This is a genomic window from Rhizobium sp. ZPR4, assembly GCF_040215725.1.
Taxonomy (GTDB): Bacteria; Pseudomonadota; Alphaproteobacteria; order Rhizobiales; family Rhizobiaceae; genus Rhizobium; species Rhizobium rhizogenes_D.
The window spans coordinates 1,275,811-1,296,408 of sequence record NZ_CP157968.1 but is presented as its reverse complement, the minus strand read 5'-3'; the positions used below and the strand labels follow the sequence as shown (position 1 = coordinate 1,296,408).

The 20,598-nt window shown below is 61.0% G+C and carries 19 protein-coding genes; 7 read left to right on the top strand and 12 right to left on the bottom strand.

Annotation, left to right across the window (positions count from 1 at the left end; all coding sequences use genetic code 11):
* Window positions 1-43: 43 nt before the first annotated feature.
* From ABOK31_RS25575 to murA, 4 genes are all read right to left on the bottom strand, one after another.
* On the bottom strand, window positions 44-1,564 hold the full coding sequence (locus tag ABOK31_RS25575; protein WP_349959516.1) for an ABC transporter substrate-binding protein: 1,521 nt from the start codon (window positions 1,562-1,564) through the stop codon (window positions 44-46).
* Window positions 1,565-1,620: 56 nt separating this feature from the next.
* Window positions 1,621-2,544, bottom strand: a complete 924-nt coding sequence (gene murQ, locus ABOK31_RS25570) for an N-acetylmuramic acid 6-phosphate etherase (RefSeq protein WP_349959515.1) — start codon at window positions 2,542-2,544, stop codon at window positions 1,621-1,623.
* Window positions 2,545-2,818: 274 nt separating this feature from the next.
* Entirely contained in the window at window positions 2,819-3,709 is an 891-nt protein-coding gene (locus ABOK31_RS25565; RefSeq protein WP_349959514.1) for an N-acetylglucosamine kinase, read from the bottom strand.
* Window positions 3,706-4,962, bottom strand: a complete 1,257-nt coding sequence (gene murA / locus ABOK31_RS25560; RefSeq protein WP_349959513.1) for a UDP-N-acetylglucosamine 1-carboxyvinyltransferase — start codon at window positions 4,960-4,962, stop codon at window positions 3,706-3,708. Before murA ends, ABOK31_RS25565 begins: the two co-directional genes overlap by 4 nt.
* A gap of 227 nt (window positions 4,963-5,189) precedes the next feature.
* Between murA and ABOK31_RS25555 the strand changes: the two genes are divergently transcribed.
* Window positions 5,190-6,050, top strand: coding sequence for a MurR/RpiR family transcriptional regulator (locus ABOK31_RS25555; protein ID WP_174173196.1), 861 nt, complete (start codon window positions 5,190-5,192; stop codon window positions 6,048-6,050).
* 100 nt (window positions 6,051-6,150) lie between these two features.
* Complete coding sequence (locus ABOK31_RS25550; protein WP_349959511.1) at window positions 6,151-6,927, top strand: SDR family oxidoreductase; 777 nt, start codon at window positions 6,151-6,153, stop codon at window positions 6,925-6,927.
* Between the two features lie 90 nt (window positions 6,928-7,017).
* Here the strand turns inward: ABOK31_RS25550 and ABOK31_RS25545 are convergent, their stop codons facing one another.
* The 6 genes from ABOK31_RS25545 to ABOK31_RS25520 form a co-directional block, all read right to left on the bottom strand.
* Window positions 7,018-8,424, bottom strand: coding sequence for a cytosine permease (locus ABOK31_RS25545; RefSeq protein ID WP_349959510.1), 1,407 nt, complete (start codon window positions 8,422-8,424; stop codon window positions 7,018-7,020).
* A gap of 161 nt (window positions 8,425-8,585) precedes the next feature.
* Window positions 8,586-9,443 carry a carboxylating nicotinate-nucleotide diphosphorylase gene (gene nadC, locus ABOK31_RS25540; protein WP_349959509.1) on the bottom strand — a complete coding sequence of 286 codons (858 nt, stop codon included), beginning with the start codon at window positions 9,441-9,443 and terminating at the stop codon, window positions 8,586-8,588.
* A 1-nt stretch (window position 9,444) separates the two neighbouring features.
* On the bottom strand, window positions 9,445-10,986 hold the full coding sequence (locus tag ABOK31_RS25535) for an L-aspartate oxidase (protein ID WP_349959507.1): 1,542 nt from the start codon (window positions 10,984-10,986) through the stop codon (window positions 9,445-9,447).
* Complete coding sequence (gene nadA, locus ABOK31_RS25530; protein ID WP_174173200.1) at window positions 10,983-11,954, bottom strand: quinolinate synthase NadA; 972 nt, start codon at window positions 11,952-11,954, stop codon at window positions 10,983-10,985. Before nadA ends, ABOK31_RS25535 begins: the two co-directional genes overlap by 4 nt.
* Window positions 11,955-12,024: 70 nt before the next feature.
* Window positions 12,025-12,927 carry a hypothetical protein gene (locus tag ABOK31_RS25525; protein WP_349959505.1) on the bottom strand — a complete coding sequence of 301 codons (903 nt, stop codon included), beginning with the start codon at window positions 12,925-12,927 and terminating at the stop codon, window positions 12,025-12,027.
* Between the two features lie 112 nt (window positions 12,928-13,039).
* Window positions 13,040-13,732, bottom strand: a complete 693-nt coding sequence (locus ABOK31_RS25520) for a GntR family transcriptional regulator (RefSeq protein ID WP_349959503.1) — start codon at window positions 13,730-13,732, stop codon at window positions 13,040-13,042.
* 131 nt (window positions 13,733-13,863) lie between these two features.
* On the opposite strand from ABOK31_RS25520, the gene ABOK31_RS25515 reads away from it, so the two are divergent.
* The 5 genes from ABOK31_RS25515 to ABOK31_RS25495 are packed head-to-tail and all read left to right on the top strand — an operon-like array spanning window position 13,864 to window position 19,135.
* On the top strand, window positions 13,864-14,868 hold the full coding sequence (locus ABOK31_RS25515) for an ABC transporter substrate-binding protein (RefSeq protein ID WP_349959502.1): 1,005 nt from the start codon (window positions 13,864-13,866) through the stop codon (window positions 14,866-14,868).
* 51 nt (window positions 14,869-14,919) lie between these two features.
* A complete protein-coding gene (locus tag ABOK31_RS25510) occupies window positions 14,920-15,732 on the top strand; it encodes an ABC transporter ATP-binding protein (protein ID WP_349959500.1) in 813 nt (270 codons plus the stop codon).
* Window positions 15,733-15,735: 3 nt separating this feature from the next.
* Window positions 15,736-16,599 carry an ABC transporter permease gene (locus tag ABOK31_RS25505; RefSeq protein ID WP_349959498.1) on the top strand — a complete coding sequence of 288 codons (864 nt, stop codon included), beginning with the start codon at window positions 15,736-15,738 and terminating at the stop codon, window positions 16,597-16,599.
* Between the two features lie 55 nt (window positions 16,600-16,654).
* Complete coding sequence (gene araD, locus ABOK31_RS25500; protein WP_349959497.1) at window positions 16,655-18,391, top strand: L-arabinonate dehydratase; 1,737 nt, start codon at window positions 16,655-16,657, stop codon at window positions 18,389-18,391.
* Window positions 18,392-18,409: 18 nt separating this feature from the next.
* Window positions 18,410-19,135, top strand: a complete 726-nt coding sequence (locus tag ABOK31_RS25495; RefSeq protein WP_349959496.1) for a ribonuclease activity regulator RraA — start codon at window positions 18,410-18,412, stop codon at window positions 19,133-19,135.
* Between the two features lie 54 nt (window positions 19,136-19,189).
* Here the strand turns inward: ABOK31_RS25495 and ABOK31_RS25490 are convergent, their stop codons facing one another.
* Complete coding sequence (locus ABOK31_RS25490) at window positions 19,190-19,765, bottom strand: DUF922 domain-containing protein (protein ID WP_349961310.1); 576 nt, start codon at window positions 19,763-19,765, stop codon at window positions 19,190-19,192.
* 103 nt (window positions 19,766-19,868) lie between these two features.
* Window positions 19,869-20,405: a recombination regulator RecX gene (recX, locus tag ABOK31_RS25485; RefSeq protein WP_174173208.1), complete on the bottom strand. Its 537-nt coding sequence runs from the start codon at window positions 20,403-20,405 to the stop codon at window positions 19,869-19,871.
* Window positions 20,406-20,598: the final 193 nt, after the last annotated feature.

Here is a 20,598-nt window from a genome sequence, read left to right as displayed (position 1 = left end):
TAACTTCGCTTGGAAGCGGAAGCTCTCTAAATCTCGGGTACTGTTACTTGATCGAAACCTTGCTCAGGCCGAACAGCGAGCCGGTCGGCGTCGGCACGAAGCCCACGACGTTCTTCTGCTCGGCCGTATAGCCGTAAGCCGTGTAGAGCCAGATCCAGGGCGAGACTTCGGCGATATGCTTTTCGAACTCGGCGAAAATCTCCTTGCGCTTGGCCGGATCTGTTTCGACCCGGCCCTTCTGCATCAGGCTGTCGAGCGTATCGTCGATATAGTTCGCGACCTTCTGCAGATTGCCTGATTTCGTCCAGTAACGGTTGTACATCGAATAGGGGTCGGCGCTGCCGCCGTTGAGCGCGACCGCCATGTCGAAATTGCCCTTGAGCCATGTGTCGACATAGACGTTGAGTTCCATCACCTTGATATCGAGCTTGATGCCGATTTCGGCGAGCTGCGACTGGATGACCTGCGCTTCGGCCGTGGCTGTCGGCGGTTCGCCGGTTGCGGCGATGACGGTTGCAGAGAAGCCGTTGGCGAAGCCGGCGTCAGCCATCAGCTTCTTCGCCTTGGCAACGTCGCGCGTATAGCAGAAGAGCTGGCTCGGGTCGGTGGCATAGAGCGGCATCGTCAGCGGCCCGGTCACCTTGCCTTCGCCAAGAGCTGCGGTGTCCATCACGTCCTTGCGGTCGATGGCGCAGGAGATCGCCTGACGCACGGCGAGCTGATCCATTGGCTTACGCGATGGATTGAGCTGCAGGACGTTGTAGGAGAGGATCGGCGTGCGGGTGAGCTGCAGCTTCGGCTCCTTCGGCACCAGCGTTGCGACGAGCGGATCGTTGAGCAGCGCGAAATCAATCTGGCCTGTGCGCAGCGAGGCAAGGATCGCCGTTTCGTCCGGCAGCACGCTGATGTTGATGCCGTCGACGCCGATGGCGCCGCCTGCCCAGTCCTTGTTGGCGCTCAGGACTTCCTTTGAGTTCGGAACCCAGCTGTCGAGCTTGAACGGGCCGGAGCCGATCGCCTTCGTGCCGATGGTGCCGGCAGTGATTTCGCTTGCCGGAACCACCGCCGCATTGAGGCTCGTCATGGCCGTCAAAAGCGGAACGTCGGGCTGCGAGAGGTTGAAGACAACGGTATTGGCATCAGGCGTGTCGATGCTCGCGATCGACAGGAAGTTTGCGCGGGCAACCGCGGCGGTCGCCTGATCGAGAATACGCTGGAAGGAGGCCTTGACGTCAGCCGAGGTCACCGGCGCGCCGTTCTGGAACTTTGCCTTGGCATTGAGCTTGAAGGTCAATTGCTTGCCGTCGGGCGAGAACTGCCAGCTCTCGGCAACACCCGGCACGATCTGCAGATTGCCATCGAGGCGAACGAGCGGTTCATAGATCAGTTCCAGCAGGCGAATGGACGAGAAGGCCGTCTGCTTATGCGGATCAAGCCCGGTTGCGTCCTGCGACCATGCCATACGCAGCGTCGCTGCCTGCGCCGGAAACGCGACGGTCGCCAGACCAATCCCCACGGCCAGCGCTACGCCCGAAATCAGCGTCTTTGCAAAATTCCCTTTCACGTTCAGTCCTCCAAATTTTTTAAATGTCCCCGGCCGATTTTGGCCCGTTGATTGTCTCAAGCTGTTCTGGCGTTGATGGCCTTGCGCAGGAATCCATCAGCGTTTTGCAATGCCGCGCGGGCTTCTTCAATGCCCATCCCAGTAATTTCCATGAGAATGGCAAGCTTGACGTCGTTGCCTGTGAGATCGAGCACGCGGCGCGCTTCCTGCTGCGTGCAGCCGGTCGCCTGCATGACGATGCGCGAGGCGCGCGCTACCAGCTTCTTGTTGCTGGCGCTGACATCGACCATCAGGTTCTGATAGCTCTTGCCGATGCGGATCATGCTTGCCGTCGTCAGCATGTTGAGAATGAGTTTTTGCGCCGTGCCCGACTTCAGGCGGGTCGATCCGGTCAGGATCTCAGGACCGACGACAGGCGATATGGCCAGATCGGCAATGCCGGCGATGATGGAATTCGGATTGCAGGAGAGCGCAACCGTGAAGGCACCGAGGCTCTTGGCATAGTTCAGGCCACCGATGACATAGGGCGTGCGGCCGCTGACGGCGATGCCGATGACGACATCATCCCCGGTCAGCTTGATCTCCTCCAAAGCCTGGCGCCCCTGCTCCGGATCATCCTCGGCACCTTCGATCGAACGCCGCAGTGCATCCGGGCCGCCTGCGATCAACCCGACGACCATGTCGGGCGGCACGCTGAAGGTCGGCGGGCATTCGGAGGCATCGAGAACCCCGAGCCGGCCGCTTGTCCCCGCCCCCATGTAGACCAGCCTGCCGCCTTTCTGGAAAGCGGCCACGATCTGATTGACGGCGGCGGCGATTGCCGGAATCACCTTCTCGACGGCGACCGGAACCGTCTGATCCTCATAATTGATCTCGCGCAGAATATCGAAGGTCGGCAAGAGATCGATATGCATCGTATTCGGATTGCGCCCTTCGGAAACCAACTGCTCCAGTTCGGATATCAACTTCTGTTCTGTCATGGGACTGCTCGCGAAATAACGCTTCGATATCAATAGGTCAGAGTGGCATGTTCAATCACTTTGCGATCGAACAAACTAGAACAACGATCGGTTTTCAGTCAGACGGACGATCAAAGTCAGCCGGGACTGAGGACGGCCTTTGCGGCTTCGTTCCCCGTCCATTCCCTGTTTACCTTGGTTAACACTATGTCCGTTTATTCCTTTCGTCAATCCATAAAGGAATAAAATATTCCATTATGGATGTGCAAAAATTCGGCACATCGCAGACTCCTGTTCAGCCTTGGTGAATGGCTTTCTTCGCAAGAATGATCGCACCGGACACAGCGTCGCCGTCGATGGGCTTCAAGCGGCGGCGCACGTCGGGCGCGAGCCATGGCTCGAGCGGGCTCGCAAGACCGCCAAGCAGGCACACACGCGGCGCCCCTTGATCAAACAGGCTGCGCACCAGCGTGTCGACATGGCCCGCAGCACCTTGTACGATCCGGCGCGCGATCGCGTCAGCCTGATCGGCGTGACGTAGAACCATGGGCGCAAGAGCCGCGTAGTCCGTCGCCGATGCCCGGTCCATCCACGCAACCGCCTCCATCGGATCGTTCTGGAAACGCTGCATGATTTCGGCGAGCAGCGCGGCCTTCTGTTCGCGACCATCATGGGCGCGCAGTGCCAGCTGCACGGCCTTCAGCCCGAGATAGGCGCCGCTGCCCTCATCCGAGATCGGAAAACCATAGCCGCCGACCCGCAATTGCCGCCCTTCGACAAGGCCGAGCCCGATCGAGCCCGTCCCGGCGATCACGATCGCGCCGTCACGACCGGAATGGGCACCAAGGCAGGCGCCCTCGCCGTCGCTGATGAAATCGATGCTGGCAAACGGGTGCTCTATCGCCTTCAGGGCGGCGAGCGCGCCCTTGCGGCCGATCCCCGCCAATCCGACGCCGGCATGAATGCGGCCGATATCGGCGGCACTCAACCCCGCTTCTTCGATGGCGGCGTCAAAGGCTCGTGAGATCGACGCCCAGGCTTCGGCAATTCCGAGGCGGGTGGTTGCCGGCCCGGACAATCCCTGCCCCAAGACCGTGCCTTCCGCATCCTCGATGCGAGCCCGGCAGCCGGTGCCGCCGCCATCAATGCCGAGGAAATAGGAAGCGTTTTCGGATGCGGCAGTCATGACGTCAGCCGTTCGATGTCGGCGCCGCAGAGGCGCAATTTGCGGTCCAGCTGCTCGTAGCCGCGATCGAGATGATAGACGCGGTTGACGATGGTTTCGCCTTCCGAAACGAGGGCTGCGAGAACCAGCGACACGGAGGCGCGCAGATCCGTCGCCATCACCTGCGCGCCTTTAAGCGGAGCACCGCCACGCACCAGCGCCGTCGTGCCCTGCAAAGTGATGTTGGCGCCGAGCCGCGTCAACTCCGGCACATGCATGAACCGATTTTCAAATACCGTCTCCCGGATCAGCGTCGCGCCCTTGGCACAGCAGGCGAGAGCCATGAACTGCGCCTGCAGATCCGTCGGAAAGCCGGGATAGGGTTCGGTGGTGAGATCGGCTCCCTTGAGCGGGCCGTCCCTTGAAACGACGAGGCCGCGATCGCTCGGCCAGACGCTGACACCCATGGCTTCGAGCGCCTGGACGACAGAGGCGAGGTTTTCCAGCCGCGCATGAATGAGTTCGAGCTGCCCACCGGTGATCGCCGCCGCCACGGCATAGGTGCCGGCCTCGATGCGGTCGGGGATACCGTGATGCTTGGCGGGACGCCAGCCGGTGTCGCCTTCGATAAGGATGCGATGCGTCCCCGCGCCTTCGATCCGCGCCCCCATGGCGCTGAGGCAGGCCGCAAGATCGGCCACCTCCGGCTCCCGGGCCGCATTCAGGATCTCGGTTTCGCCCTTGGCCGCGCAGGCGGCCATCATGGCCGTTTCCGTCGCCCCTACGGACGGCGAACTTAACACGATCCGCGCGCCCTTCAGCCCATTGGAAGCCGAAGCGACGATCAGGCCGCTTTCGATCGCAATATCGGCACCCAGCGTCGCCAGAGCCTTGATGTGCATATCGACGGGCCGCGCGCCGATAGCGCAGCCGCCTGGAAGCGAAACACGCGCATGACCGAAACGAGCAAGCAGCGGCGCCAGCACCAGAACAGTCGCTCGCATCCGCCGGACCGTATCGTAGGAGGTCTCCTTCGAAACGATATCGCTCGCATCGATCGTCGTGCCGTGCGGCCCGCGGGCGATCTTAGCGCCGTGGAGGGCGATGACACCAAGCATGTTCTCGACATCGCTGACTGAAGGCAGGTTCGTCAATTCAAGCGGATGCGGGCTCAAAAGCGCCGCCGCGATCTGCGGCAGAGCGGCATTCTTGGCGCCGGCGATGGTCACCGCGCCCTGCAACCTTCTGCCGCCGGAGATGCGAAGTCTGTCCATGATGAAAATCCGCCGAGGAAAAGGTGAGGACGCCACGAGTCCTTCACGCGTTTCCTCTGAAGACTAATCGGCCATTCCATAGTGTCAACCGGATTTGGAATTTTTTATTCCAATTTGCTGTGATAATGTCCGATCGCACGAAGCGAGATTGCCGAGCTTCAACCGGATGCTATTTTCGGTGCACTCGTGTCGGCGAGTTAAGCAGCCTTGATGGCTCGAAGGGACAAATGTCGATCTTAAAGAAAATCAGCGCGCAGCTCGAAACCATGGCCCCCGCCGATCGCCAGATCGGGCAGTTCATCATCGACAATCCCGACCAGATGCTACGGCTGTCCTCGGCGGCACTCGCGGGAGAAACCGGCCGCAGCCAGTCGAGTGTCGTGAAATTCAGCCAGAAGCTTGGCTATGCCGGCTACCAGGAATTGAAGCTTGCCGTCAGCGAGGCGAAAGCGCAGGAATGGCAGGCGCCGGCCGGCATGATCCACGGCACGATCGAGGTGGGCGACGGCTATCTCACCATCCTGCAGAAGCTGCTGGGCAGCAAAATGCAGGCCATGCAGCAGACCATCTCCGTCAACAACGAAGCCGATATCGAAAAGGCGCTCGAAGCACTTCATGATGCCCGGCGCATCCATCTGGCCGGTGTCGGCGCTTCTTCGCTGGTAGCGCGCGACTTTTCCTACAAACTGATGAAGCTTGGCCGCAATGTGCTGCATGACAGCGACAGCCATGTGCAAATGGCCAATGCGTCGACGCTCGGGCCGGATGACCTTCTCTTTGCTCTTTCCTATTCCGGCGCCAGCATCGAGACGCTGCGGATTGCGGAACTGGCAAGCCAGCGCCAGGCAACGGTCATTGCCGTCACCGGCCTGCAGGACAACCCGCTTTCCCGCGTCGCCGATATCTGCCTCCACACCGTCGGCGATGAGGATCGCGTCCGCTCCTCGGCCATCACCGCCCGCGACGCGCAGCTGATGCTGACCGATCTGCTGTTCATTCTGTTGGTGCAGCGTCAGCCCGACGCCAACGACTATGTCCACAACAGCGAGACGGCCGTTTCCGTGCTGAAGGCCAAGCGTCTTTCATAACGGCCGACATCGGTCACCAAGCTGTGACGACGGTGGCCCTGTACGCCGGCGGCTTCGGGACATAGCTTGGCGCCCCAGCAAATCATACCGGAGAGATTCCATGGACCTTGGCCTCAAGGATAAAGTCGTTCTGATCACGGGCGGCTCGAAAGGCATCGGTTTTGCCTGCGCAGAGCTGTTTCTTCAGGAAGGCGCACGCGTCGCGATCTGCTCACGCTCGCAAGCCAATATCGATGCCGCACTCTCCAGACTTCCCGGCGCGCATGGCTACGCCGCCGACCTGATTTCCGACGAGCAGGCACTTGGGGTCGTTGACCGGGTCGAAGCGGAGATCGGACCGATCGATATCCTCGTCAACAGCGCCGGTGCGGCAGCCCGCACACCGGCGGACGACCTCACGCCCGCCATATGGCGCGCCGCCATGGACGCCAAGTATTTTTCCTACATCAACGTGATCGATCCCGCCATCAAGCGCATGGGCGCTCGTGGCTCGGGCGCGGTGATCAACATCATCGGCAATGGCGGCAAGGTCGCCTCGGCAGTCCATCTGGCCGGCGGATCGGCGAATGCCGCGCTGATGCTTGCAAGCGTCGGGCTTGCCAATGCCTATGCCGGCAGAGGCGTGCGCGTCGTCGGCCTCAATCCCGGCCTCACGGAAACCGATCGCGTTGCCGAAGGCCTCAAGGCGGCTGCGAAAGCTTCCGGCTCGACGGAGGAGGAGGCCCTTGCCGAGGCGCTGAAGCGTATTCCGATCGGCCGCATGGCGAGCCCGGTCGATATCGCCAATGTCGTGGCCTTCCTGAGCTCGGCAAAGGCAGGCTACGTCACCGGCGTCGTCATCAGCATGGATGGCGCGCAGGTGCCGGTCATCGTCTGATCCTCCCGCGCGCCTCAATTCCCATCTTGTCTGCGGAGACGGCTGGCCACCCCGAAGGGGAGCCGGTCCGGGGTCCTGCGGACCGTTCCGCTAGCTTTGGGTCGCGGTATCCAGGATCATCTCACTTGGCGCCACCTTCGCATTGCGCTGCAGCGCGTAATAGACGACGGCAGTCACGACCAGGCTGACGGCCCAGGAAATATCGGCGTCATTGAGCGCGACCGCAATCGGGCCTTCATAGAGAGGCTGATTGAGGAACGGGATCTGCACGATGACGCCGAGAACATAGCATCCGAGTGCTGTCCAGTTGTACGCGCCGTAGCGGCCCGTTGCGTCATAGAGGGCGGGAATATCCACCTTCTCTTTGGAGATGAGATAGTAATCGATGAGATTGATCGCGCTCCAAGGGACGAACACCGCCAGCAGCATCAGGACGAAGTTCTTGAATGCCGAGAGGAAATCCGCGCTGGCGAGAACGGCGATCAGCACCGACAGAGCAACAAATCCGATGATATAGAGCGCCCTCGCACCCCGCGAGATCCGGGTCTGGTTGCTGAACGAGGTAAAGGTCGTCAGGATTGCCATGAAGCCGCCATAGGCGTTTAAGCAGTTGATCGTCAGCTTGCCGCAGATAATGACGATATAAACGAGAACAGCGCCCTGTCCCGCCAGGGTTCCAAGGAAACCGACCTGGTTCGAAAGGAATTTCGCGCCGAGGGCGGCGACAAACACGCCGAACGTCATCGCCAGTTGCGAGGCAATCGCCGAGCCGAGCAATGTATAGAGGAATGCCCTGCCATCCGGTGTGGACGACGGAAGGTAGCGCGAATAGTCGGCGACGTATGGCGCATAGGTCAGCTGCCATCCGGCCGAGAGCGAGACGGCCAGCAGGAAGGTCGCGACCGTCGCGGGCTTTTGCCCGAAGGCCGTTTGAATGTCGTATTGGTGGAACAGCTGGTAGGCGAGATAAGCGAAGCCGATGACGCTGATGACCGTCGCGATCCGCCCCATGATGTGGATCACCTTATAGCCGACGAGCGCGATCACGGCGCTGAGCACCCCGAAGATCACCATGCCGACAGCCGGATTGGAAACGCCAAGCAAAAGGTTCATGGCCTGGCCGGCAAGCACCGTGCCCGTCGCGGCAAAGCCGAGATACATCAGAATGACCAGAAGCAATGGAAGTGTGGCACCTCTGACACCGAACTGCGCGCGGCTGCTGATCATCTGCGGCAGCCCGAGGCGCGGCCCCTGCGCCGAATGGAGGGCCATCACGATCCCCCCGAGGATATTGCCGACGGCAAGACCCACGATCGCCGTCATCGCCTCTGCTCCGAACACGACGGCAAGCGCGCCATCCAGCACCGCCGTGATCTGCAGATTCGCTCCGAACCAGAGCGTGAACTGGTCTCGTGGGAAACCGTGCCGCTCGCTCTCCGGTATCCTGTCTATGGTTCTGCGTTCGGCGAATCCATCGCCGGTTCTGACACCGCTCATCCTGTGCTCCTCCTGGGGGAATTCGGTACTCACGGACCAATCTATACAAAGGAAGGAGCTCTTTTGTATATACATTTACCCCATTCAGATTGCTCTCTGCGACTTCAGTTCTTGAGTTGCGCCCGTGCTGTTGCCAACGAGATCACCGCAATGCCCACACCTCAGGCCACCGCCTTCCAATCCAGCCCGATATCGAGCGTCGGCGCACTATGAGTCAGCCAACCGACGGATATGAGATCGACGCCGGATGCGGCGATCACGGCAGCCGTTGCCGGCGTGATGCGCCCGGAGGCTTCGGTGATCGCCCGGCCGCCGACGATATCGACCGCCTCGCGCAGTTGGTCCGGCGTCATATTGTCGAGCAGCACGGCATCGACGCCTTCCTGCATCGCTTCGCGAAGCTGCGCCAGCGTATCGACCTCGACTTCGATCTTGACCATGTGACCGGCTCCGGCCTTGGCGCGACGAATGGCTTCTGCGATGCCGCCGGCAATGGCGACGTGGTTGTCCTTGATCAGCACCGCGTCATAGAGCGCGAAACGATGGTTCATACCGCCGCCGGCACGAACCGCGTATTTCTCCAGGGCTCTCAGACCGGGCGTCGTCTTGCGCGTACAGACGATCGATGCCTTCGTGCTGGCGATCGCCTCGACGATGCTGCCGGTGACGGAGGCAATGCCGGAGAGATGGCCGAGGAAATTGAGCGCAGTCCGCTCCGCCGTCAGCAGACCGCGGGACGGCCCTTCGACCGTTGCAATGACCTCGCCGACACCAACCTTCGTGCCATCGGGCACGTGGCGGGTCATGACGATGGCAGGATCGACCAATTGGAAGGCAAGTTCGGACGCATCAAGGCCTGCGACCACGCCCGGCTGCCGGTTGACCATGGCGACGCGGGAGCGATGCGTGGCGGGGATGACGGCGGTGGAGGTGACGTCGCCGGCAAGGCCGAGATCTTCCACAAGCGCATTGCGCACCAGCGGTTCGACGATCAGGCGCGGGAGGGGAGCAAGCATCATGTCAGGCACTCCTTGCGATGGAATAGGGGATTGCCGATCTGGCGATATCCAGGGCGTCGGAAAGGTTCATCATGCGGCGCTGCGCATGATGCAGCTTGAGCGGAAAATCCGTGCGGGCATGGGCGCCGCGCGATTCCATCCTGAGATTTGCGAAGACGGCGATCAGCAAGGCCACCAGCGCGGGGTCGGCGGCCGGTCCTTCGCTCTCGCAAAGCGGCAGAAGCGCTGCGATCGCGCCATGAATGGCGCCAGCATTGCGCAGGACCCCGAGATGCCGCGACACGATCGGCCGCACGAGCGCCGCATCCGGCGCGACCGTCTCGGGAAGATGTTTCGGCAACCTCGTCGTAGCCGCATCCATGCCTGCAATATCGCGCGCGGCCCGCATGCCCATGACCGCAGCCTCCAGCAGGGAGTTGCTGGCAAGACGATTGGCGCCATGCAGACCGGTGGACGCCGCCTCACCCACGACCCATAGGCCGGGAACGGAGCTTCGGCCATTCTCGTCGGTCGCCACGCCACCCATGTGATAGTGAACGGCCGGACGCACCGGAATGGGGTCGCTTGCCGGGTCGACGCCTGCCTCGCGGCAAAGGGCCTCGATGACCGGAAAGCGGACAGCAAAGCGATTGCCGAGCGCATTGCGCGCATCGAGGAACACCTTGCCGCCGCGGGCGATTTCCGCGCTGATAGCCCGCGCCACGACATCGCGCGGCGCAAGCTCGGCACCTTCGACGCCAGCCATGAAGCGCTCGCCGCTTTCATTGACGAGAAGCGCGCCCTCGCCGCGAACCGCTTCGCTGACAAGCGCCAAAGGCCGCCTGCGGCTGTCGAGTGCGGTGGGATGGAATTGCACGAATTCCATATCGGCGAGTTGCGCGCCCGCGCGCGCTGCAAGCACAATCCCCTGCCCGAAATTGCCGACAGGATTGGTGGTGGCATCGAACAGGCCGCCAATACCGCCAGTCGCAAGAACGACGCGCGAGGATGGCAACACGACGCTGCCCTTGTCGGTGAGGCATAGGAGGCCGGCAACCCGATCGCCGTCCAGCAGCAGCCGCTGTGCCTGATAACCCTCGAGCACCATGATCGACGGCGTGCGGGCAACTGCCTCGGCAAGCGCACGAACGATGGCAGCACCCGAGCCATCGCCCTTTGAATGCACGATGCGTCGCAGCGAATGCGCGGCTTCGAGGCCGAGGGATAATTCGCCTGTAACATCGCGATCGAACTCGACGCCGGCGCGCTCCAGTGCAGCGATGGCAGCAGGGGCTTCCGCGACGATCTTTGCCGCTACTTTCGCGTCGCAAAGGCCGTCGCCGGCAGCGAGCGTATCGGCAAGATGCAAAGCGGCGCTATCGCCCTCGCCGACGCTGGCAGCGATGCCACCCTGAGCCCAGGCGCTCGACGTTTCCGCGCCGATCAAGGCGCGGGTAACGATCACGACAGGCCGAGGCGCCAATGTCAGTGCCGTCATCAATCCGGCAAGACCGCTGCCGACGATGACGATGCGGCCCCTCAGTTCTTCGAGGATCTCGCTCATATCGCCAGCATCCTTTCCACCGCGCGGCGTGCGTCGGCCGCGATCGCCGGATCGACCGTCACCTCATGCCGCCCTTCTTCCAGGGCCTTACGGATGTTGCCGAGGGTGATGCGCTTCATGTGTGGGCAGAGATTGCAGGGGCGGATGAACTCCACATCCGGGTGATGCACAGCGACATTGTCGCTCATCGAACATTCGGTCAGAAGCACGACGCGTGACGGGCGCTTCTTGCCGACATAGTCGGACATGACGGCGGTCGAGCCGGCGAAATCCGCGGCCTCGACGACATCGGGTGGGCATTCCGGGTGCGCAAGCACGGTCACACCGGGATAGTTCTCCCGCAGCTGGCGGATATCGTCTGCTGTGAAGAGTTCATGAACCTCGCAGTGCCCATGCCAGGCGATGAGCTCGACATTGGTTTCGCGCGCCACGTTGCGGGCCAGATACTCGTCCGGGAGCATCAGCACCTTCGGCACGCCGAGCGATTCCACCACTTGCCGCGCATTGCCCGAGGTGCAGCAGATATCGGAGGCCGCCTTTACCGCCGCCGACGTGTTGACGTAGGTAACGACAGGAACACCCGGATGGGCCTGACGCAGCAGGGCGATATCCTCGGGCGTGATCGATTCCGCCAGCGAGCAGCCGGCTTCCATGTCCGGGATTAGGACTTTCTTTTCTGGATTCAGCAACTTCGCCGTCTCGGCCATGAAATGCACGCCGGCCAGCACGATGATATCGGCATCGACCTCGACAGCCTTGCGGGCAAGCGCCAGGCTGTCGCCGACGATATCTGCAACGCCATGGAAGATTTCCGGCGTCTGATAGTTATGCGCGAGAATGACGGCGTTATGTCGTCGCTTCAGTTCGAGGATTGCCTCGACATCATCCTGGAACGACAGCCATTCGGCTTTCGGGATGACGCGGCTGACACGATCGTAGAGGGAGGATGCGGATACGGGAAGATTCATTGACCGGCTCCTTATTATACTCACTTTGAGTATATTATGCGCAAATAGATATTCTCAGTGTGAGCATATGTCAATTGCGGGAGAGTGGCAATTTCGTTCCGGCGAATTCGCGTTCTTCGAGGACGGCGCGGCGGAAGCGGAAGAGCTTGGCGGGGCGGCCGCCAGTTTCGCTTTCGGTGCCGCCGGTCTCCTCGACCAGTTCCTGCTGTTCGATCAGCCGGCGGAAATTCTGCTTATGCAGCGTCAAGCCGGCCAGCGCCTCGACGGTTTTCTGCAATTGCAGCAGCGTAAAGTTTTCCGGCATGAGTTCGAAAACGACGGGCCGATATTTGATCTTGGCCCTGAGTCGCGCCATGCCTGTCGCAAGGATGCGACGATGATCGGCAAACATCGATCGGCCGAAATTGTGCTTGAGGTCACAGCCCGCCTCGGCGACGAGATGCGCCTCGTAGAGCAGCTCATAGCGCTGTAGGACGAGATCCTCGTTCCATGCCGCCCCATTCAGCCCGAAATCGAAATCGGCACGACGGCGGCGCTGACCGCTGCGCATCGCATCCTCCTCGATCCAAGGCGTGAGACGAGCGGCGATGTCATCGACTATGCCCGGCCGGCCGTTCCGATGGTCTTCCCAGGGGAGATATTCGTACCAGCCATGCCAGCCCGGCATGCCGCCGCCGGGCGCGGCCTGCTCCCGCACCAGCCCGAGATAGCTGATGGAAATCGTGCGCCCACCGAGGATTTCGTTGTTTCGATCGCGATCGGCAAAGGTATAGAGTTGTTCCAGATAGCCGACAGGATGGGCCGTCTGATCCTGAACCCATTCGCGCAATCCGCTCTGCAGTGTACGGTGCCCAAGCTCGAACGGGCCGGACGGCAAGGCGTCGCCCGACCGCACCGTCATCACCCTTGGATCGCTGCCGGTGACAGCCGTCAGAACCGCGATCAGCTCGGCATGCGCAAGCCCGATGGTCAAGCGAACTCCATGATCTGTTTGCCTATCAACCTTCTCGCACGAAGCGAGGCGCAAGCCAATGCGGGCGCCCGCACGCTCCACATCTACCGGCAATCCAAAAGCCAGGCAGCACTTACCTGCTCACATAATCCGGATATTGTTCGCAAATGAGATCGACGATCGACAAAGTGCCTGACAGGTGTCGGCGCAAAGCAGCCACGGCAGCCTCCGAATCGGCTGAGCGGACGGCATCGACCACGGCTTGATGGTCGACAATAATCTGCTCGAGCTTGCCCGGCATCGGCAGGTTGAGCATGCGCAGCCGGTCGAGATGCACGCTCTGGCGCCGGACCGTCGACCACAGGCCGAGAATGCCGGCTCGCTCATAAAGAACGCGATGGAAATCCTTGTCGAGCACATCGAAGAGATCATAGGTTTCCTGCGACACCACATGCTTCTGACGAGCCAGAATGCCTTCAAGGATTGCTGCCGTTTCCGCAGGCGACTCGGCAGCCAGCCTGCGGACCGCCTCCAGCTCGATCGACAATCGCAGGAAATGCGCCTCGGTCGCGTTGCGGATATCGATCCTCGCGACAACCGTCGCATACTGTGGATAGACCTCCACCAACCCCTCTTCCTCAAGCCGGATCAGGGCATCGCGCACGGGGGTCTGGCTGACATTGAATTCGCTTTGCAGCGAAATGCGCGACAAGACCGTCGTCGGTGGCAGGCTCATCGAAAGAATGCGCGATCGTAGGATCTCCAGGATCTGAGGCCCAACTTGGCGGGAGCGATCGAGGGCGAATTCTTTCGGGTTGAGCTTCACTGGCGGCCTTTCTCATCGAGAGTATCTGCTCATTAAGCACAGTTCGGGGCTTGATGCACTGATACATTAGTGCTTTAGTTAGTGTAAGCCAACTTCATTTCTCAAGGGTTGGGCCAAATCGGGAGGAGCAAATGAGAGGATTTCTTCGCTGTCTGACCGCGGTCGGCATGGTGATCGCGGGCAGTTTTTCGGCCGATGCCGCCGAAAAGACCGACATCTCGATCACGCGTCAGCCGGGCATTCTTTATCTCGCCAGCCATGTGATGGAGACGCAGAAGCTGATCGAGAAGCATGCAGCGGCCGACGGTCTTCAGGGCGTCAAGGTGGAATGGCGCACCTTCAGCGGCGGTGGTGCCCAGACCGATGCGCTGCTTTCCGGCAATGTCGACATCGTCAATACCGGCACCGGCAATCTCCTGCTGCTTTGGGATCGCACCAGAGGCAAGGTCAAGGGTATCGTCACCAATTCGGCCCAGCCGGTCATCATGGTTTCGCGCGATCCGCGCATCCAGTCGTTGAAGGATATCCAGCCCGGCGACAAGATCGCCGTGCCGACGGTCGGCGTGTCGACGCAGGCAATCCTGCTGCAGATGGCTGCCGCGCAAATGTATGGCGACGACCAGGTGCACAAGTTCGACGCCAATACGGTGCAGCTTGGCCATCCGGATGCAATGGCAGCGCTCGCCAATCAGACGCATGAGGTCAAGAACCACTTCTCCGCCCCGCCCTTCCAGTATCTCGAGTTGAAACAGCAGGGCGTTCACAAGGTCGTCGATTCGCGCGACATCATTGGCGGCGAGTTGACCCAGGGCACATTCTTCACCACGACGCAGTTTGCAAACGCCAACCCGATCATCATCAAGGCGGTGCGCGAGGCAACGGCGGAAGCCATCGACTTCATCAAGAAGGATCCGAAATCGGCGGTGGAGGCCTACAAGACCGTCAGCGGCGACAAGACCAGCGTCGATGATCTTTTGGCAATTCTGAACGAGCCGCACATGATGGAGTTCCGCATGGACCCGCAGGGAACTATGAAGTTCGCGGCTCACCTCTATAAAATCGGCACGCTGAAAACCATGCCCAAGGCCTGGACAGACTATTACCTGCCGGAAGCAGCCGATCTTAATGGCAACTGACGCCTGCGGCGGCGCGAATGCCGCCATCAAGCCGCCTCTTGGAGGACCCTCATGCTTCAGGCAAAATTCGCCGATACGCCGAGCACAGAAAAAATGACCTCAAAGCCGCTCTTGAATGTTGATAGAGTGACGCTTCGCTACAAGACGCCGAACCTGTTGATCACCGCAACCGAAAACGTCAGTTTCTCGGTCGCCCAATCCGATCGCTTCGTTCTCCTCGGCCCGTCGGGTTGCGGAAAATCGACGCTGCTGAAGGCCATCGGCGGATATATGACACCGACGACCGGCCGGATCGAAATCAAGGGGCAACCGATCAGGAAACCCGGCGCCGATCGCATGATGGTCTTCCAGGAATTCGACCAGTTGCTGCCCTGGAAGACAGTGCTGGAAAACGTCATGTTCCCGCTGACGACGGCCCGCCGCCTGCCGCGGAGCGAAGCCGAGGCCATTGCCCGCGACTATATCGAAAAGGTCAAGCTCACCCGTGCGGTCGATACCTACCCGCATATGCTGTCCGGTGGCATGAAGCAGCGCGTCGCGATTGCGCGCGGCATGGCCATGCAGCCCGATATCCTCTTGATGGACGAGCCATTCGCGGCACTCGATGCCCTTACCCGCCGGCAGATGCAGGACGAACTTCTGCAGCTTTGGGAAGATACCCGCTTCACCGTCATCTTCGTGACGCACTCGATCGCCGAGGCGATCAAGATCTCCAATCGCATCCTGCTGCTGTCGCCGCATCCCGGCCGCGTCAAGGCCGAAGTGCGCGATGTGGAAACCGTCCGCGACGATCCCGCGGCGGCGGCCAAACTGGAGCAGGAAATCCACCACATGCTGTTTGCCGAGCAGGGATACAGGGAGTAAGCCATGAGTGTGCCACAGATCATCCTTGCCCCACAGACAACGGAAGCCGCTGGCCATATCGCGGCCGTCGAGCAGAAGCTCGGCGCGATGGAACTCCTTTGGCAGTCGGGCCTGTTCCGCAAGTCGTTGCTGATCATCGTCCTTGCCGTTATCTGGGAGGCCTATGCCCGGCATCTCGACAATCCGCTGCTGTTCCCGACACTCAGCGATACCTTGACGGCGCTTTACGATCGTTTCGCCGACGGCGTGCTGCCGGCCCGCATCTGGACCACGCTGAAGATACTGGTGACAGGGTACATCTCGGGAACGGTGCTCGCCGCCGTCCTGACGGTTGTTGCGATCAACACGCGCATCGGCACCGATTTTCTTGAGACCATGACGGCGATGTTCAATCCGCTGCCGGCCATCTCGCTGCTGCCGCTCGCGCTCATCTGGTTCGGCCTCGGCCCGGCGAGCCTCGTCTTCGTGCTCATACATTCCGTGCTCTGGGCCGTCGCGCTCAACACCCATGCGGGCTTTCTCGGCGTCTCGCGCACCTTGCGCATGGTCGGCGCGAACTACGGGTTGACGGGGCTATCCTATGTCTTCCGCATTCTGATCCCCGCCGCCTTCCCGTCGATCCTGACGGGCTTGAAAATCGGCTGGGCCTTCTCCTGGCGCACACTGATCGCCGCCGAGCTTGTCTTCGGCGTCTCCTCCGGCCAGGGCGGCCTCGGCTGGTTCATCTTCGAAAACCGCAATCTTCTCGATATCCCCTCGGTCTTTGCCGGCCTGCTGACTGTGATCGTCATCGGGCTTATTGTCGAAAACTTGGTTTTCCAGACGATCGAGCGCCGCACCCTGCTTAAATGGGGCATGAAGGAATGAACAGGCGCACGGACTTATCTCTTCGACCAACATTCGGATACAAGGCGCAGATACAATGAACAGCAGGAAGAAGCCCCAGGACCTACGCAGCGCCAGATGGTTTGCGCCGGATGATCTCAGAAGCTCGGGACATCGCTCGCGCACCATGCAGATGGGCTATGCGCCCGAGGAATGGGCGGACAAGCCCGTCATCGCCATCCTGAACACCTGGTCGGATGCCAATCCCTGCCATGCCCATTTCAAGCATCGCGTCGAGGATGTGAAGCGCGGCATCCTGCAGGCCGGCGGCTTTCCGCTGGAACTGCCTGCACTCTCGTTGTCGGAAAGCTATGTGAAGCCGACGACCATGCTCTACCGCAACATGCTGGCGATGGAGGCGGAAGAGCTTTTGCGCTCGCATCCGGTCGATGGCGCCGTGCTGATGGGTGGCTGCGACAAGACCACGCCTGGCCTCGTCATGGGTGCACTCTCCATGGGGCTGCCGATGATCTATCTGCCGGCCGGCCCGATGCTGCGCGGCAATTATCGTGGCGAATATCTCGGCTCAGGATCGGATGCCTGGAAATTCTGGGACGAACGCCGCGCCGGCACCATTTCGGAGAAGGAATGGGTTGATGTCGAGGCCGGCATCGCCCGCTCCTACGGTCACTGCATGACCATGGGCACGGCAAGCACAATGACGGCGATCGCGGAAGCGCTCGGCTTGACGCTGCCCGGCGCCAGCTCGATCCCCGCACCTGATGCCAATCATATCCGCATGTCGTCGGCCGTCGGCCGTCGGATCGTCGAAATGGTCTGGGAGGATCTCGTTCCTGCAAAGATCGTGACGCAGGCCGCCGTCAACAATGCCGTCGCGGTGGCGATGGCGACGGGCTGTTCCACCAATGCCGTCGTGCATCTGATCGCCATGGCACGACGCGCCGGCACCAATCTTTCACTCGACGATCTCGACAAGGCCGGGCGCACGACGCCGGTACTTGCCAATATCAGACCGACCGGCAAGACCTATCTGATGGAGGATTTCTATTATGCCGGCGGTCTGAGAGCTTTGATGGCAAAGCTATCTTCCAAGCTCGATCTCTCAGCCTTGACCGTATCGGGCTTCACCCTCGGCGAAACGCTCGAGGGCGCCAAATGCTACAACGACGACGTGATCCGCTCGCTCGACAATCCGGTCTATCATGAGGGCTCGCTTGCGGTGCTGAAGGGTAATCTCGCGCCGACCGGCGCCGTCATCAAGCCCGCCGCCTGCGATCCGCGTTTTCACAAGCATCAGGGACCGGCACTCGTCTTCGACAGCTATCCGGAGATGAAGAAGGCGGTGGACGACGAAAATCTCGATATCACCCCGGATCACGTCATGGTGCTGCGCGGCGCAGGGCCACAGGGCGGCCCCGGCATGCCGGAATGGGGCATGCTGCCGATCCCCAAGGCCCTGCTGAAACAGGGGCATCGCGATATGCTCCGCCTCTCCGACGCCCGCATGAGCGGCACGAGCTACGGTGCCTGCATCCTGCATGTCTCGCCGGAATCGCACGTCGGCGGCCCGCTGGCGCTCTTGCGCAACGGCGATATCATCCGCCTCGATCTTGAGGCGCGGCGCATCGACATGCTTGTCGACGAAGACGAGCTGCAACGCCGTCGCGACGCCTGGGTCAAGCCTCCGGAAAAGTTCGGCCGCGGCTTTGGCTGGATGTTTTCGCGCCATGTGGCGCAGGCCGATACCGGCTGCGATTTCGACTTCCTGGAAACCGGTTTCGGCCCGACACCGGGCGAACCCGACATCTATTGATTATAAAGGATATATCGCATGAGCAATTACGTGCTGAGCACCGAGACGCGCGACAAGCTGATGGGCGTCGCGACACCGACAATCGCCACCGCGCTTTTCAGGCGCGGCCTGCGCAATCAGTTCATTCAGGATGTCCGACCGCTTTCGCCGAAGAAGGCGAACATGGTCGGCCAGGCCTTCACGCTGCGCTATATTCCGGCACGCGAGGACCTGAACACGCTCGAAGTCTTCCGCAACCCGGAGCATCCGCAACGCGCCGCCGTCGAGCAATGCCCGCCCGGCTTCGTGCTGGTCATGGATAGCCGCAAGGATGCACGCGCCGCCTCGGCGGGCTCGATCCTGATCTCGCGCCTGCAGGTGCGCGGCGTAGCCGGCGTCGTCACCGACGGCGGTTTCCGCGACAGCCCGGAAATCGCCGCCCTCGATATCCCCTCCTATCATCACCGCCCGTCCGCCCCGACGAACCTGACGCTGCATCAGGCGATCGAAATCAATGGTCCGATCGGCTGCGGCGATGTCGCGGTCTTCCCCGGCGACGTTCTCGTCGGCGACAATGAGGGCGTTATCGTCATCCCCGCCCATCTCGCCGATGAGATCGCCAATGAGACCGTGGAGATGACGGCCTACGAGGACTTCGTCACCGAGGAAGTCATGAACGGCGCGACCATCATCGGTCTCTATCCGGCAACCAGCGACGCGCCGAAACTGAAATTCGCCGAATGGCGCAAGCAAAAGGGCCGCTGATCCACTTTCAAGCGGGCGCAGCCGGAAGCATTCGTCCGACTGCGCTCCTTGGCGCTATTCTTCCCTGACCAGCTTCAGAACGAGCTGCTGGAGATTGCCGCCATCGCTGAATTCGACCTTGTCGAAATCGCTGTTGCGCTGCCGCTCCCTGTTGGAAATCTCGCCGAGCCGCTTCGTGAGTTCAACGCGGATCTTGCTGCATTTGGGATCATCGGGCACGGAAAAACCGACGCTCACAGCTTCGATTTCCTTGACCATGTCCTTGATGAAGCCACCATGCACCCGCTCATGCGCTTCGACGCCTGCGATGAATTTCTGCCAGCTTTTGCGGGTCGATGCCGGCAATTGCGCCGAAGGCTTCGGCAATGTGTAGGTGATGATCAGTTTTGGTATGTTGACCGTGATCGTGCAGGCGCCATCCGGCTGCGGTTCGTATTTGCGCGTCCAGGTCAGCTTGAAATCGGTATGGGCGATCGCCCGCACTTTCGGCCCGAGCAATGGACCGCGCTCGCCGATCGAGTCGTAAAGCTCGGCCCCGCTTGTCCCGGCAATCGCATAGGTCTTGGTCGTCTCCACCGCCTGCCAATCGGCATGGGCCACCATCGGCAATGAGACGATGGCGATCGCCATCGCGAACAATCGAATAGCTGCTTTCACGAATTTCCCCTGCATGCCGCATTCAAGCGCGGCAAAGCTAGCGGGTGGCCTCAGCCATTTCAATGAGCATTGAACTTCAGAATGCCGAGGCCGACAGCAATAGTTCTTCGGCGTCCTCTCGTTCCATATCGAAGACCCTTTTGCCGATGGCGAAGCTGAAGCCGTTGCGGGCGAAGGCGGATAGTTCTTTTGCCTTGCGCTTCTCGTCCAGATCACCACGCCGGAAGGGGCCGAAGCCGCGCTTCCTGGCAAAGATAATGGCGGAGTGGAGATCATCGACCTCCTCCACTGCCGCAACGACGGTTTCGCCATCTATGCCCTTGGATGCGAGTTTGAAGGCGATGGCTTTCTTCGATTTGCCGGAACGAACCGCCGAGCGTGTGCTGATCTCGGCAAAGGCGACATCGTCGAGCACCTTCAGTTCGTAGGCGAATTTGACGGCGAAATCCGCAAGTGCCTTGATCTGCGCATCGCTGATATCTTCGAATTTCTGCTTGGCTTTCTTGGCGATGGCGTCGAATAGCTGTTTCTCGGTCATCATCCGGCGCTCGAGGCGATAGATGGTGGAGTTGCGTGCCCAGGAAAGCATGCGGCTTGTCGGCGTTTCATCCATACAGGAAGGCATTCGGCGAGAAAGGAATCATCACGGAGAATTTTACGCAAGCCGGGCCGCCCAGGCAATGAATACGCTTGGTAATCATGGGATGATTGGTTATGCTCTCTTTGCGGCCGAGGCGGTAAAAACGCCAAGCGTCGAACCCCATCGACGGTGGAGGCCGTCTCAAGCACCACATTGCTATGGATCA

Bases quoted from the DNA above. Each gene is read 5' to 3' on its own strand.
- ABOK31_RS25490 (WP_349961310.1), bottom strand. From the start codon at position 19,765: ATGGCGATCGCCATCGTCTCATTGCCGATGGTGGCCCATGCCGATTGG.
- nadA (WP_174173200.1), bottom strand. From the start codon at position 11,954: ATGAATCTTCCCGTATCCGCATCCTCCCTCTACGATCGTGTCAGCCGC.
- ABOK31_RS25515 (WP_349959502.1), top strand. From the start codon at position 13,864: ATGAGAGGATTTCTTCGCTGTCTGACCGCGGTCGGCATGGTGATCGCG.
- murA (WP_349959513.1), bottom strand. From the start codon at position 4,962: ATGGACAGACTTCGCATCTCCGGCGGCAGAAGGTTGCAGGGCGCGGTG.
- araD (WP_349959497.1), top strand. From the start codon at position 16,655: ATGAACAGCAGGAAGAAGCCCCAGGACCTACGCAGCGCCAGATGGTTT.
- ABOK31_RS25535 (WP_349959507.1), bottom strand. From the start codon at position 10,986: ATGAGCGAGATCCTCGAAGAACTGAGGGGCCGCATCGTCATCGTCGGC.
- ABOK31_RS25510 (WP_349959500.1), top strand. From the start codon at position 14,920: ATGCTTCAGGCAAAATTCGCCGATACGCCGAGCACAGAAAAAATGACC.
- nadC (WP_349959509.1), bottom strand. From the start codon at position 9,443: ATGATGCTTGCTCCCCTCCCGCGCCTGATCGTCGAACCGCTGGTGCGC.
- recX (WP_174173208.1), bottom strand. From the start codon at position 20,405: ATGGATGAAACGCCGACAAGCCGCATGCTTTCCTGGGCACGCAACTCC.
- ABOK31_RS25545 (WP_349959510.1), bottom strand. From the start codon at position 8,424: ATGAGCGGTGTCAGAACCGGCGATGGATTCGCCGAACGCAGAACCATA.
- ABOK31_RS25495 (WP_349959496.1), top strand. From the start codon at position 18,410: ATGAGCAATTACGTGCTGAGCACCGAGACGCGCGACAAGCTGATGGGC.
- ABOK31_RS25550 (WP_349959511.1), top strand. From the start codon at position 6,151: ATGGACCTTGGCCTCAAGGATAAAGTCGTTCTGATCACGGGCGGCTCG.
- ABOK31_RS25505 (WP_349959498.1), top strand. From the start codon at position 15,736: ATGAGTGTGCCACAGATCATCCTTGCCCCACAGACAACGGAAGCCGCT.
- ABOK31_RS25565 (WP_349959514.1), bottom strand. From the start codon at position 3,709: ATGACTGCCGCATCCGAAAACGCTTCCTATTTCCTCGGCATTGATGGC.
- ABOK31_RS25555 (WP_174173196.1), top strand. From the start codon at position 5,190: ATGTCGATCTTAAAGAAAATCAGCGCGCAGCTCGAAACCATGGCCCCC.
- murQ (WP_349959515.1), bottom strand. From the start codon at position 2,544: ATGACAGAACAGAAGTTGATATCCGAACTGGAGCAGTTGGTTTCCGAA.